Annotated in this window: 17 protein-coding genes and 1 pseudogene; 11 read left to right on the top strand and 7 right to left on the bottom strand. The window is 37.1% G+C overall.

The features are described 5' to 3' along the window. Nucleotides 1-12: 12 nt before the first annotated feature. Nucleotides 13-488 (bottom strand): annotated as a pseudogene (locus tag L6W14_RS03995) (tripartite tricarboxylate transporter TctB family protein). 131 nt (nucleotides 489-619) lie between these two features. Next, nucleotides 620-745 carry a hypothetical protein gene (locus tag L6W14_RS23010; protein WP_255501675.1) on the bottom strand — a complete coding sequence of 42 codons (126 nt, stop codon included), beginning with the start codon at nucleotides 743-745 and terminating at the stop codon, nucleotides 620-622. Between the two features lie 162 nt (nucleotides 746-907). Between L6W14_RS23010 and L6W14_RS04000 the strand changes: the two genes are divergently transcribed. Beyond that, nucleotides 908-1354, top strand: coding sequence for a CidA/LrgA family protein (locus tag L6W14_RS04000; RefSeq protein WP_227744968.1), 447 nt, complete (start codon nucleotides 908-910; stop codon nucleotides 1352-1354). Continuing rightward, nucleotides 1347-2024: an LrgB family protein gene (locus tag L6W14_RS04005; protein WP_237899518.1), complete on the top strand. Its 678-nt coding sequence runs from the start codon at nucleotides 1347-1349 to the stop codon at nucleotides 2022-2024. The genes L6W14_RS04000 and L6W14_RS04005 overlap by 8 nt, the downstream gene beginning before the upstream one ends. 230 nt (nucleotides 2025-2254) lie before the next feature. Here L6W14_RS04005 and L6W14_RS04010 read toward each other — a convergent pair whose 3' ends face one another. Then, nucleotides 2255-3724 carry an aminotransferase class I/II-fold pyridoxal phosphate-dependent enzyme gene (locus L6W14_RS04010; RefSeq protein WP_004224764.1) on the bottom strand — a complete coding sequence of 490 codons (1470 nt, stop codon included), beginning with the start codon at nucleotides 3722-3724 and terminating at the stop codon, nucleotides 2255-2257. A 146-nt stretch (nucleotides 3725-3870) separates the two neighbouring features. Between L6W14_RS04010 and L6W14_RS04015 the strand changes: the two genes are divergently transcribed. Both L6W14_RS04015 and L6W14_RS04020 read left to right on the top strand, forming a co-directional pair. Then, nucleotides 3871-4830 (top strand): NAD(P)H-dependent flavin oxidoreductase, encoded by a 960-nt coding sequence (locus L6W14_RS04015; protein WP_237899520.1) that lies wholly within the window; start codon nucleotides 3871-3873, stop codon nucleotides 4828-4830. A 20-nt stretch (nucleotides 4831-4850) separates the two neighbouring features. Continuing rightward, nucleotides 4851-5138, top strand: coding sequence for a UPF0223 family protein (locus L6W14_RS04020; RefSeq protein ID WP_048394723.1), 288 nt, complete (start codon nucleotides 4851-4853; stop codon nucleotides 5136-5138). A 103-nt stretch (nucleotides 5139-5241) separates the two neighbouring features. Here the strand turns inward: L6W14_RS04020 and L6W14_RS04025 are convergent, their stop codons facing one another. After that, nucleotides 5242-5868: a YktB family protein gene (locus L6W14_RS04025; RefSeq protein WP_237899522.1), complete on the bottom strand. Its 627-nt coding sequence runs from the start codon at nucleotides 5866-5868 to the stop codon at nucleotides 5242-5244. Nucleotides 5869-5994: 126 nt separating this feature from the next. On the opposite strand from L6W14_RS04025, the gene L6W14_RS04030 reads away from it, so the two are divergent. Continuing rightward, complete coding sequence (locus tag L6W14_RS04030; protein WP_004224768.1) at nucleotides 5995-6192, top strand: hypothetical protein; 198 nt, start codon at nucleotides 5995-5997, stop codon at nucleotides 6190-6192. 212 nt (nucleotides 6193-6404) lie between these two features. Continuing rightward, nucleotides 6405-7199: an inositol monophosphatase family protein gene (locus L6W14_RS04035; RefSeq protein WP_004224769.1), complete on the top strand. Its 795-nt coding sequence runs from the start codon at nucleotides 6405-6407 to the stop codon at nucleotides 7197-7199. Between the two features lie 42 nt (nucleotides 7200-7241). Here the strand turns inward: L6W14_RS04035 and L6W14_RS04040 are convergent, their stop codons facing one another. After that, nucleotides 7242-7427 carry a DUF5325 family protein gene (locus L6W14_RS04040; RefSeq protein ID WP_004224770.1) on the bottom strand — a complete coding sequence of 62 codons (186 nt, stop codon included), beginning with the start codon at nucleotides 7425-7427 and terminating at the stop codon, nucleotides 7242-7244. A gap of 138 nt (nucleotides 7428-7565) precedes the next feature. On the opposite strand from L6W14_RS04040, the gene typA reads away from it, so the two are divergent. From typA to L6W14_RS04065, 5 genes are all read left to right on the top strand, one after another. Beyond that, nucleotides 7566-9410, top strand: a complete 1845-nt coding sequence (gene typA / locus L6W14_RS04045; protein WP_054549845.1) for a translational GTPase TypA — start codon at nucleotides 7566-7568, stop codon at nucleotides 9408-9410. A 30-nt stretch (nucleotides 9411-9440) separates the two neighbouring features. Further along, a complete protein-coding gene (locus L6W14_RS04050) occupies nucleotides 9441-9839 on the top strand; it encodes a YlaH-like family protein (RefSeq protein ID WP_131521652.1) in 399 nt (132 codons plus the stop codon). A gap of 215 nt (nucleotides 9840-10054) precedes the next feature. Continuing rightward, nucleotides 10055-11047, top strand: coding sequence for an ABC transporter substrate-binding protein (locus L6W14_RS04055; RefSeq protein WP_131521651.1), 993 nt, complete (start codon nucleotides 10055-10057; stop codon nucleotides 11045-11047). Between the two features lies 1 nt (nucleotide 11048). Further along, entirely contained in the window at nucleotides 11049-11816 is a 768-nt protein-coding gene (locus tag L6W14_RS04060; RefSeq protein ID WP_004224774.1) for an ABC transporter ATP-binding protein, read from the top strand. Further along, entirely contained in the window at nucleotides 11809-12603 is a 795-nt protein-coding gene (locus L6W14_RS04065) for an ABC transporter permease (RefSeq protein WP_004224775.1), read from the top strand. The genes L6W14_RS04060 and L6W14_RS04065 overlap by 8 nt, the downstream gene beginning before the upstream one ends. A gap of 54 nt (nucleotides 12604-12657) precedes the next feature. On the opposite strand, the gene L6W14_RS04070 is transcribed toward L6W14_RS04065, so the two are convergent. After that, on the bottom strand, nucleotides 12658-12861 hold the full coding sequence (locus tag L6W14_RS04070; protein WP_004224776.1) for a YlaI family protein: 204 nt from the start codon (nucleotides 12859-12861) through the stop codon (nucleotides 12658-12660). A gap of 11 nt (nucleotides 12862-12872) precedes the next feature. Then, nucleotides 12873-13373: a molybdopterin-binding protein gene (locus tag L6W14_RS04075; RefSeq protein ID WP_131521650.1), complete on the bottom strand. Its 501-nt coding sequence runs from the start codon at nucleotides 13371-13373 to the stop codon at nucleotides 12873-12875. Between the last annotated feature and the right edge of the window lie 123 nt (nucleotides 13374-13496).

Consider the following 13496-nt stretch of genomic DNA (forward strand, 5'->3'; position numbering starts at 1 on the left):
TTCACTCCTGTACTAAAAAATTGGGAAACTAGGTAATGATCCTCCTAGTAAACTTGTAAATAAATAATAGATGCCGAGTGAAAATCCAGCTGCAATAATAATTGAATAAGTAAGTTTAGTAGTTCCATTGTTTGGAAACTAATACACAAAAATAAAAATGTTGTGATTATATAGCCAATTTTTTCAAGGAAAAATACATACGCAAGAGCGCTACCTAAAATGATTAAGAACTTTTTGAGCTCTGTTGAAGCTATTTTAGAAGAAGTAGTTGATCCTCCTGTGACTCGCTCTCTCACAGCTTTTTTCCATGATTCATAAAATAATTGAAGACTTAATAAACCTAAAATAATACCTAAACCTAATGAAAAAATTTTAGGCCCAACTGTAGACCCATAAGCACTATCAGAAATCTGAGTTGCTTGAAAAATAAACAAAATGCTAAGTGCTAAGAGGATAATGCTAGATGTTATATCAAATGTATAGCTCAACCGTTTTACACCTCCGTTGAAAATAGAATAGAGTTACACAAGTAGTTCTATATTTAATGGAAATACTTGTGTCTTTTTTTAAAAAACGATTCGTTATTTTTGCATACCAAGAGCTGTTAGTAGTTCAATGATTATTTTATTTTGATTGTCCGGTATTCTGCTTGCCAACCATTACGGGTCACCTCAGCTTGCCATTCTTTTGATTCAGACATTGCCTGTAATTTTTCAGACCAATAGGCAATCGCATCTTCACTCATATTTTTGAGTCTTATGAAGTTCTTGTAGAATAGGACTTTTAATACTGTTTTATAGAATTGGTTGGATATTTCTCCATTTGATTGTTATTTTTATAAAATTATAATAGACAGAAAATTCCTACAGATGTAGAATGAACGATATAGGGGGTGAAAAGTGGCGAAATGTTGAACGAAAATTTTGCTGCGTTGTTGTTACGAGTTGTTCGGATTATTGTGCAAATTGGTATACTTACTATTTTCTATTACATGGGGGTTGGCATTGTTTCTTATTTGCACATACCTCTTCCAGGAAGTGTCATTGGCTTACTTTTATTAGCACTTTCACTCAATTTTAAAATTATTAAGGTCGAATATATACAAGATGGAGCAGGTTTTTTAATTGGCATCTTAACGTTGTTTTTCATTCCAGCAACTGTAGGTGTTATTGATTATCCAGAGCTCATGTCAATCACTGGTCTGCTCATAATTCTAGCAGTTATTGCTAGTACATTAATCTCTATTTATGTAACAGGATTGCTGACACAACTCATTGAAAAAAGAGAATTGGCGAAAAAGGAAGGTACGAAAATTACGGGAGAAGAAGGAAAGGGGGAATTGACTGTTGATTGAAGTAACGGTTGTCCTTAGCACCATCATCATGTTTATTTTATTTACAAAGCTCTATCTACGATTTCCCCATCCTATCATGATTCCCTTGGTCACGACTACGATTGTCAGTGCAGTGATTTTACTTGTGTTTGATATTCCATATTCAACTTATATGCAAGGTGGGGAATGGCTTCAGAAAATGCTTGGGCCAGCTGTTGTGGCACTTGCATATCCTCTCTATAATCAACGGGCAATTATTATGAAATATAAGTATTCTATTTTATCAGGACTTGTAATCGGCATGATAACAGGCTTAGTGACAATTTTTGTGTTACTAAAATGGATCGGTGTAGAACCAAGCTGGATGCTGACAGCCTTACCTAAATCATTAACAACGCCTGTTGGAATGCAGGTGAGCGAAACGATTGGGGGCATTCCTCCTTTAACGGCTGTTTTCGTTATGATTGCAGGGTTTGTAGGGGCCATTATCGGACCGTTAGTCATTAAGTATGGTAAAATCGACTCTGCTGTGAGTAGGGGAGTGGCAGTAGGAAGTGCCTCACATGGGGTAGGTCTTGTGAAATTAAGAGAATATGGGGAACAGGAATTATCAGTTGGTTCCTTATCAATGGGCTTAACGGCTGTTATCGGAGCTTTCTTCTGCCCTTTATTTGTGTATTTATTTTTATAATAGAATCGTGCTTTGTGGAAAAAGGAGCTGTCCCAAAAAAGATAGGAACAACCCTTTTATTGTAATAATTGGTTATTTCTAGAAGCGGTTAGTCATTGTGAAAATCAACTAAAAAAATACTTCAGATAATATTCTATTATAGCGATTTTGTAATGAAGAGAATGTTTACTAATCTGTATTTTATAAATATAAAAGCTAGCCCATCTTATTGAAGAGCTAGCTTTTATTTTTTAGAAAATTGGCTTACGTTCTTTGATAACACGAATTGTTTTTAATGTTGTATCCTCTGGTCCTTGAACGGGTAAACCTGCTTCAATATTCATTTGAATATAATGAATATTTTCTTGAGTAATTATTTCCCCGGGAATAAAAATAGGAATCCCAGGAGGATATACCATAATAAATTCTGCACAAATACAGTTATCTGCTTCTGCAAGAGGAACGACTTCTGTATCTGCATAAAAAGCATCACGTGGAGACATGGCGAGAGCTGGAATTTCTGGAACATTTACCAAAGCCTCTGTTATAGCCGCTTCAGAATCAAATGCTTTAGACATACGAGTTAACGCATTTATTAAAAGATTAATTTCCTTTTTTGTATCTCCTAAAGTCACTAAACATAAGATATTATAAAGGTCAGACAATTCGACTTCAATATTGGCATTATAACGCAACCATTCCTCAGCTCGATGACCAGAAATACCTAAATCTTTCACACTAATCAGAAGTTTTAATGGATCCATATCATAAGTTGCAGAAGAATGTAACTTTTCCTTACCTGCACACTTTAAATGTGGGATTTGATTGATACGTTTACGAGCATCCTTTGCTAAACGTAATGCATCGTCAATTAAATCGTATCCATGAATGGCTAGCTGACGTCGAGCTGTGTCAAGTGAAGCAAGTAATGGATAGGATGTCGATGTAGTTGTTAACATAGAAAATACAGCTTGTACACGTTTTGCAGAAACAAGACCCTCACGTACATTTAAAATAGACGTTTGTGTCATGGAGCCACCAAGCTTATGAACGCTTGTTGCTGCCATGTCAGCACCTGCTTCCATAGCTGAATATGGAAGGTCATCATGGAATTTTATGTGTACACCATGCGCTTCATCTACTACTACCGGAATATTACGGTCATGAGCAATCTCCACAATACGCTTTAAATCAGCTGTAAAGCCAAAATATGTTGGATTAATAACAAGTACTGCTTTTGTATCTGGGTAAGCATTTAATGCTTTTTCAACAGCTTCAGGGGATATGCCATGAGAAATCCCATATTCGCTGTCAACTTCAGGATGAATAAAAATTGGAATGGCACCAGCGAATACAATCGCCGACATAATAGATTTATGAACATTCCGTGGCACTAGAATTTTATCACCTGGACCGACGACGGTCAGAATCATCGTCATGATGGCGCCACTAGTACCTTGAACGGAAAAGAATGTATGATCAGCACCAAAGGCTTCAGCTGCTAAGTTTTGCGCTTCTTTTATAGCACCCTTTGGTGAATGTAAATCGTCTAGTGGAGCAATATTAATTAAATCGATTGATAAAACGTTGTCGCCGACGAATTCTCGGAAAGCAGGATCCATCCCTTGCCCTTTCTTATGGCCTGGAATATGGAACTGAATGGGATGTCTGTTCCGATGTTTTAGTAATACGTCGAACAATGGAGTCTCTAATTGTGACAACGCAGGTACCACCTCACTTTATAATATCTAAGAAAACAAATGAATTATAGCACCTAACGACACGAAAAAATAGGCTTTTCCTAAAAAAATAAAAGGATTTTTTTCAGGATACCGAGAAAATAGTATTGTACGAAAGGGGAGGTACTATGAATTGGAATACACGTGTGACGGATCTTTTACAGGTTAAATATCCAATTATTCAAGGGGGATTAGCCTATTTAGCATATGCTGATTTAGCTGCAGCGGTGTCGAATGCTGGTGGTTTAGGGCAAATAACGGCTATGAGTTTACGAGATCCTGAATTATTACGAGCAGAGATCCATAAGGTAAGAACATTAACAGATAAACCATTTGGCGTAAATTTTGCGATTGGTATGCATGGTACAGGCTATGAGGATATGGTGCGTGTGGCAATCGAAGAAGAAGTTCCAGTTGTTACAATGACGGGGGGGAATCCAGCGCCTATATTTAATTTGCTGGCAGGCACAGCGATAAAAAAATTAGTCCTTGTAGCTGCTCGTAGACAAGCTCAAAAGGCTGAACAGCTTGGGGCAGATGCTGTAATGGTAGTGGGTCAAGAAGGTGGCGGTCATCTGGGGCGTGATGATGTCGGTACAATGGTTCTTGTTCCCCAAGTTGTTGATAGTGTAAGTATTCCTGTCATTGCTTCTGGCGGAATTGGCGATGGACGGGGCTGGATGGCTGCTCATGCATTGGGAGCTGAAGGCATTGAAATGGGCACTCGTTTTATAGCAACACGAGAGTGTGTTGATGCTTCAGAGGCTTATAAAGAGGCACTAGTTGCAAGTACTGAGGCAGATACAACCATTATTAAGCGCTCGATTGGTGCACCAGCTCGTGCATTACGCAATGAATTTACTGAAAAGATTTTGGAAATTGAGGAAAAGACACCAACATATGAGGCGTTGAAAGAATTTATAAGTGGTTCAGCAAATAAACGCTTTATTTACGATGGTGATAAGGATCAAGGCTTTGGCTGGGCTGGACAAGTGACTGGAATGATTCACGATATCCCAACCGTTGATGATCTTATTAAGCGAATGGTTGCAGAAGCTGAAAGTATACGGTTAAAATGGGGGCAATAACGTAAAGGTGGTTTTGTCGAATGGAATACTCTTATCCGTTTTCAACTGATTGGTCCACAGAGGAGATTGTGGATGTTGTTCAATTCTTTGAGGGAATTGAGAAAGCTTATGAAAAAGGCATCAAGCGTGAAGTTATGCTAGCTAAATATCGACGCTTTAAAGAGATTGTTCCTTCCCAAGCGGAGGAAAAATCAATTTTTCGCGAATTTGAAGAGGCGAGTGGCTACATTAGCTATCCAGTTGTAAAACAAACAAAGGAAGCCGAAGATGGAATGATTATAAAAGTTACCCCAAGAAATGGCCGTTAAAAAAAGTGGATGTGAGATCAACTCACATCCACTCTTTATTTTTTTGTGTTAAAAAACGACATATTGCATAAACTACATCAATAAAAAACTTTATAAGGTTAGCCTATTTTCCAACAATAATATTGTAAAGAGGAAGTAAGCTGTTAAATGTGTCTTCTGTTAATTGATGTAATTCGCTTACTGTTAGTTTGGTTGCTTGTTCTTTTGGAATATGACGCCCAATTAAGAACTCACCCTTTTTGACATCTCGTAGGCGAATAAGCAGTTCTTCAAGCTTGTCTTCTCTTGCCTCTTCGAGAGAAACAGCCTCAGGGGACATATGGTCTCCTGACACGATAAAATCATCTGGAAGCTGCTCAATTAAAGATTTATGAGCTAGTAAACGCTCAGCCATAACATTTTTTTGAGGCGCTTCATAAATAATAGCTAAGACGATGAATAAATGTGTGTGCCATAGACCAATCTGAAAGTGAGGCAATGATTTATAACCTCTTTTATAAGGGGCGAAGGCAACCCAGCTATCTTTTGGAGGGTTAACGGTTCTTCGAGCATGTTTAGCCACATGCGGGAAGAATTCTTCACCTAATTGGCTAGAGAAATATGCTGAAAAATCTTCACCTAGCTGATTAAACTTTGGACGTACATGTAAATTTAAAGCATCCATTCTCTGTTCTAAACCGTCTATTGTAAAAACTTTAAAGTCTTTGTTTGTCCACTTTATTTTTGGCAATTTTATTTTACTCCTTTCGTTTTATAAGGTTTATTTTACGCTGAATTTGGGAAAAAATCTTATAACAAGAACTTTATCAAATGAGCAAAGTTTTTGTAAAAAAATTTAAAAAAGGAAGTGTTTTTTATGAAACCGTTCGTAAAAATTATACGTAAAGTTGACATTGAAAAGCAATATGAGCACATTTTACAATTAGAATTAGATTATGAATTAGCTTCACTCTTTGCAGCAATGAATGAAAAAAATGACATGGAAATTGAAAAAAGTAAAAAACGTCTGGCAGAAATTCAGATGGAACTTGAAAGTTTGCACGCCTATGCGTAATCAAAATCTAATACCCATTTAAAAAATCACTTGCTGAATATTCCGACAGCAGGTGATTTTTATTGTGACAAAGGGTAAAATAGAAATTATATCATAAGGTAGTACTAGGTTTTATATAGCAAAAGTTGTGATGTAGTGGGAAAAGGTAGCATAAACATACGAGAGCGATTTATATAAAAGGCCTTTTCTTATATTCGAAGGGTGGGTTATGAGTGGATTTACAACAAATTGATAAATTTGCAAAAGATATTATTTTTGAAGCTGGGCGACGTATTCGGGAGGCTTTTTCGTATAATCTAGTAATTGAGACAAAATCAGGTGCAAATGACCTCGTTACTAATATTGATCGAGAGACGGAGTTATTCTTTATTGAGCAAATTAAAGCCTTTGATCCAACCCACAAAATTCTAGGGGAAGAAGGAATGGGCGAACAGGTTAAATCACTAGATGGGGTAGTTTGGATTATTGATCCAATTGATGGAACGATGAATTTTGTTAAACAGCATCGTCATTTTATGATTTCTATCGGTATTTTTGTCAATGGCGTAGGAAAGTTAGGTTACATATTTGATGTCATGCGGGAGGATTTATTTAGTGCCATAGAGGGGCAAGGGGCATGGTATAATGATTCACCATTGCGTAAACTACAGTCTGTTACAATGGAGGAGTCTGTCATTGGCATAAATGCACATTGGGTCGCACCTAATCGACATATTCACCATGAAAAGGTGATTGATATGGTTCGAAAAGTCCGCGGTACTCGGTCCTATGGCTCCGCAGCAATGGAAATTGCATTTGTTGTAAGTGGCAAATTAGATGCCTATGTCTCTATGCGTTTAGCGCCATGGGATATTGCAGGAGGGACCATCATTGCTCAGGAAGTTGGAGCAGTTGCTACAAATCTACATGGTGAAGGCTTTGATTTCCTTCATCAGGATACATTTATTATTGCTAATCCCGCTATTCATAAAGAATTATTAGAAAAATATATAGTGCCATATGAATAAAAAGGAGCCGTCTATTTATTAGACAGCTCCTTTTTATGTTCTTTAAAGTAATCCTTGCGCACGTAGTTTACGCTTCATTTTAAAGGCTGTCATGAAAATGACACAAGTAGCCACAATACCAGCTATTACACCAAATACATTACTAGCTGCAACAGAGTAGCCGATAGAACACATTGCTAATACAGCTGCCAATGCATAGATGGCCATTACGATTTTTGCACGATTCATAGCCTAGCCTCCTATATAAAAAATTTGTCGATCAAATATATTTTTTAGAATGATGGAAATTCTAATAAGGACATTTCTATCCTTCTTGTGCTATAATATCACAGTTAAACATTCGAAAAAAGAATATGGAGTGGAATAATGACAAACTTACGTCAAGATCTTCGCAATATCGCAATTATCGCCCACGTTGACCATGGTAAAACTACTTTAGTCGACCAATTATTAAAACAATCAGGTACATTCCGTTCAAACGAACATGTTGAAGAACGTGCAATGGACTCTAATGATATTGAACGCGAACGTGGTATTACAATTTTAGCAAAAAATACTGCAGTAAACTATAACGGAACTCGTATTAACATCCTTGATACGCCTGGACACGCCGACTTCGGTGGTGAGGTAGAACGTATTTTAAAAATGGTAGATGGCGTTTTACTAGTTGTCGATGCGTATGAGGGTTGTATGCCGCAAACACGCTTTGTACTGAAAAAAGCGTTGGAACAAAAGTTAACACCGATTGTAGTTGTAAACAAAGTTGATAAAGATTCAGCTCGTCCTTTAGAAGTAGTAGATGAAGTATTAGAATTATTCATCGAGCTAGGCGCTGATGATGATCAATTAGATTTCCCTGTTGTGTATGCATCAGGTGTAAACGGTACAGCTTCTCTTGATGCTGATCCAGCAAAACAAGAAGAAAATATGCAATGTCTATTTGAAAAGGTAATTGAAGCAATTCCTGCACCAGTAGACAACTCAGCAGATCCATTACAATTCCAAGTGGCATTACTTGACTACAATGATTATGTTGGTCGTATTGGGATTGGACGCGTATTCCGCGGAACAATTGAAGTAGGGCAACAAGTTGCTTTAATGAAGTTAGATGGGACTGTGAAACAATTCCGTGTAACGAAACTATTTGGTTTCTTTGGTTTAAAACGTGAAGAAATCCAATCAGCTAAAGCTGGTGACTTAATTGCTGTTTCAGGTATGGAAGACATCAACGTTGGGGAAACAGTATGTCCGGTGGAACATCAAGAAGCTTTAACACCATTACGTATAGACGAGCCAACATTACAAATGACTTTCTTAGTGAATAATTCACCGTTTGCAGGTCGTGAAGGGAAATGGGTAACTGCTCGTAAAGTAGAAGAGCGTTTACGTTCGCAACTTCAAACGGACGTATCTCTACGTGTAGAAGATACAGATTCACCAGATGCATGGACGGTTTCTGGACGTGGTGAGCTACATTTATCAATTCTTATTGAAAATATGCGCCGTGAAGGCTTTGAACTACAAGTATCAAAACCTCAAGTTATCATTCGTGAAATTGATGGTGTAAAATGTGAACCATTTGAACGTGTACAAATTGATGTACCAGAAGAAAATGTAGGTTCGGTTATTGAATCGATTGGTACGCGTAAAGGTGAAATGTTGGATATGGTGAACAATGGCAATGGCCAAGTACGTTTAACATTCCTTGTTCCTGCACGTGGTTTAATTGGATATACAACAGAATTCATGTCTATGACGAAAGGTTTTGGTATCATTAACCATACATTCGATTGTTACCAACCATATATTCCAGGCCGTATTGGTGGACGTCACCAAGGTGTTCTTGTATCAATGGAAACTGGTAAATCGACAACTTATGGTATGATGCAGGTAGAGGACCGTGGTACACTATTTGTTGAGCCAGGTACTGAAATTTATGAAGGTATGATTGTTGGTGAAAATACACGTGATAATGATATCACTGTAAACATAACAAAAATGAAGCAAAAAACGAATGTTCGTTCTGCGACAAAAGATGCAACAAACGTTATTAAAAAGCCACGTCTATTAACACTAGAAGAAGCATTAGAGTTCTTAAATGATGATGAGTATTTAGAAATCACTCCAGAATCTATTCGCCTTCGTAAACAAATTCTAGATAAAAATGAACGTGAAAGAATAGCGAAAAAACTAAAAAACGCTGAACAATAATTTTTTGCTTCCACGAAAGGAAGAGGAGTCTTGGATCTGAAGTCCGCTTTATTGGGTGAACTAAATGTTATTCAAGTTGCTGCACAGGCAGGTACAGATGAAACAACACGAGTTTATGGGAGAATGGCTGGTATCACTAGATTTTTATATGAAAATTTACCAAGCTATGAAATAGCAGGTTATGTTGTATTTCTTCTTGTATTTGTACTTTCTGCCATTGTCTATAAACTAGGCTTTGCCAAGAAATTAAAGTTATCTCAAAATATTATTATTTATGCGTTCCTATTTTTAGGTTGTATCATGCTTACATTCTTCGCCCTATTCTTACCAATGATTGAAGGTCTGATTGTAGCGGCCTTAATTCTAATTGTCTATAAAACAAGACTTTGGCGTGAAAAAAGAGAAGAGCAACAAGCTACCAATCAATAACAATTACGTACTTTATAATAAGAACTTTTTATCTGTTATAAACAGTCTTAGCGGTTTTAATGCTAAGGCTGTTTTTTTGTACGTTTTCCCTGTAGTCAAGCTGAAGAAAACACCCACACTCTACACAAATTAAAAAATGATAGGCACCGAAATCTTCTTATGTGAATAAGTTAATGTCGATAGGCTTATTTTCAACACATCAAGGAGGAAAGGGAATGCGTTGGCTTACAAAAGGTTTATTATTAGGTGTCATTGCTTTGTTACTCCTTTCTTTGACGGCATGTAATAAAGCAGAGCTAGAAAAAGTCAAAGTAGGAGAAGTAACTCGTTCAATTTTCTATGCGCCTCAATATGTAGCACTTGAGAAAGGTTTCTTCGAGGAGGAGGGTCTTTCAGTTGAGCTACAAACGATTGCAGGTGGCGATAAAACGATGACGGCGTTACTGTCAGATGGAATTGATATAGCTTTAGTTGGGTCGGAGACGTCTATTTATGTCACATTACAAGGTGCAAATGATCCTATTCAAAATTTTGCACAGTTAACACAAACGGATGGTACCTTTTTAGTGGCAAGAGATAAGATAGATAATTTTTCGTGGGATCAATTGAAGGGCTCAACGTTTTTGGGGCAACGTAAAGGTGGAATGCCACAAATGGCAGGTGAATTCGTGCTGAAAAAACATGGCATCGACCCTGTAAATGATTTAACGCTCATTCAAAATATTGATTTTGCCAACATTGCTACTGCTTTTGCATCAGGTACTGGTGACTATGTTCAATTATTTGAACCTACTGCGAGTGTCTTTGAGAAAGAAGGAAAAGGTTATATTGTAGCTTCGTTTGGAACGGAGTCTGGTAATCTTCCTTACACGTCCTTTATGGCCAAAAGTAGTTATTTAAAGGATGAATCTTCAACTGTTCAAGCTTTTACAGATGCCTTGAAACGAGCACAGGATTTTGTGCAAAATGAGAGTGCTGCTGACGTAGCAAAGATTATTCAACCGTATTTTGAAAATGTGGATATAGAGATAATTGAAACTGTAATTGAGCGATATAAAGCACAAGGCTCTTATGCTACTGACCCAATCCTTGATGAAGGAGAGTGGGATAACTTGCAAACAATTATGGAGGAAGCAGGTGAACTTCCTCAACGAGTGGAGTATGGAAAACTTGTGAACACTACTTTTGCCAAAAAGGCTGCTGAGTAATATGGAATTTTTACAGCTGGAGAATATTCACCATAGTTATTTTTCAAGTACACAGGCAAAGGAAGTATTACGTGATATCAGTTTAGCCATTCATGAAGGAGAGTTTGTTTCGTTTATTGGGCCGAGTGGCTGCGGTAAAACCACATTATTATCAATTATTGCAGGATTATTCCCTGCCACTGAAGGCAATGTTTATATAGATGGTGAAAAGCTATCAGCAAGTAATCAATCAAGCATTGGCTATATGCTTCAGCAGGATTATTTATTTCCTTGGAAGACCATTGAAGAAAATGTCACAATTGGCTTGAAAATAATGGAGAAAAGTCATAAAACACATAAAGTAACGGCCAATGCGTTATTACAGGAAGTAGGATTACCGCATGTGGGGAATAATTATCCTCGAGAATTATCAGGGGGTATGAGGCAACGTGTCGCCCTTGCCCGTACCTTAGCTGTAAACCCGAAAATTTTATTATTAGATGAACCATTTTCTGCATTAGATTATCAGTCGAAATTAAAGCTTGAGGATTTAGTGGTGGAAACATTAAAAACTTATAAGAAGACTGCTATTCTTGTGACACATGATATTGGCGAGGCAATCGCAATGAGTGAGCGTGTAGTTCTATTTTCTGCAAATCCGGGGACAGTTCACAAGGTGTTTGAAATTCCTAAAGCCCTTAATGAACTATCACCTTTTGATGTAAGACAGCATCCAGCCTATGCAGATATTTTCCAAACTATTTGGAAGGAGCTGGAGAGCCTTGGATAATACATTATTTAAGCAATATCAGCAATTGTTAAAAAAAGAAAAACGCTATGTTCGAGTGTATCAGCTTATTATTTTACTGCTATTCTTTGGAGGATGGGAGCTGCTTTCAAGATTAGAATGGATTGATCGGTTAATTTTTAGCTCGCCAACTCATGTATGGCATACATTTATTGAAAAAGTCAGTGATGGTTCTTTAACATTGCATGTGAGTGTTACATTAATGGAGACCGTAATTGGCTTTTTAGCGGGGACTTTATTAGGAACATTGATAGCTGTTGTCTTGTGGTGGTCTCCGTTACTATCAAAAGTACTCGATCCCTATTTAGTAATTTTAAACGCGATGCCAAAAGTTGCACTTGGTCCGATTTTGATTGTGGCACTCGGTCCAGGTTATTTTTCCATCATAGCTATGGGTGCATTAATATCCATCATTATTACAACGATTGTTGTATATACGGCATTTAAAGGTGTCGATCCAAATTATAGTAAGGTTTTACAAACCTTTGGAGCGACAAGATGGCAAATCTTTCGTGAGGTCATTTTGCCTGCCTCATTTCCTACGATCATTTCGACCTTGAAAGTGAATGTTGGTTTATCATGGGTAGGGGTTATTGTAGGGGAATTTTTAGTAGCTTCAAAAGGACTTGGTTATTTAATTATCTATGGCTTCCAAGTATTTAATTTTAACCTTGTCCTTATGTCACTTCTGATCATTGCCTTTTTTGCTACCATTATGTATCAAGTTGTAGAATTAGTTGAAAAGACGATTATTAAAAATAATGCATAGTAGAAAAAAGAGGTGTCCCAAAATAGAGGCACCTCTTTTTAATCTGTTCTTTAGTTAAAATTCTTTATCCATCTGGGGTGAAGTACGATAAAAACGGAAATTGCCTGTTTCCATTCGTGCTACAGTATTTTCCGAAATGCGATCATGACAAATATTGCACATATAAGTATGAATTGGTCGATTACGCAATTTTTTGGCTAAAGGTAAATTATCATCTAAATTATGAATCGTATCGCAAATAACGCATTTAACGCGCATTGCATTCCCTCCTATTCAGCGCGAATGGCTGATACGTTTTTAATAGGATTGTCAATATTTGAACCGTCTCTTAGTAATACATGGATTGGACCGTCTTCTAAAAGAGGCTTACCGTCTTGGCTATATTTTAAAATAAGTGTATAAGCTTCTTCAATTGTGAAAGGATATTCTTGCCCATCTTTGCAAGTTAAGACGATTGTTGTCGCTTCTGGTTTAATTTCAGCATTTTTCAAGAAATGACTTAATTCGATACCAAATGTACCTGTCTCCATTCCTTTACGGTCAAATTTCCTTTCTGATTTTAATGTAGGTGGGAATGTTGCTCCTTCCATAATTTCACGTGACCAGTGTGCTCCTACTTCACGCATATATTTGACGTCAGCATCTTCCTCAACATTTTGAGTAGTGAAGTAAGTGTTTAAATCTAATTTACGATCATCGAAAATCCACACAGTAGGATCTAATGTTAGTTGGTATGTGACTGCACCTGTGATAGGAATTATTGTTTCCATAATAGAAATCCTCCTCAAATCTTGTATATCCATGACATAGTATAACGCTAATGCCTAGAGATAATAAAGAAATATAATTCGAAATCTCTATTTTCCAATGAAGACACTTGCATTTTTATCGAC

It is taken from the genome of Lysinibacillus sp. ACHW1.5 (genome assembly GCF_022014815.1).
In the GTDB taxonomy this organism is placed as follows: domain Bacteria; phylum Bacillota; class Bacilli; order Bacillales_A; family Planococcaceae; genus Lysinibacillus; species Lysinibacillus capsici.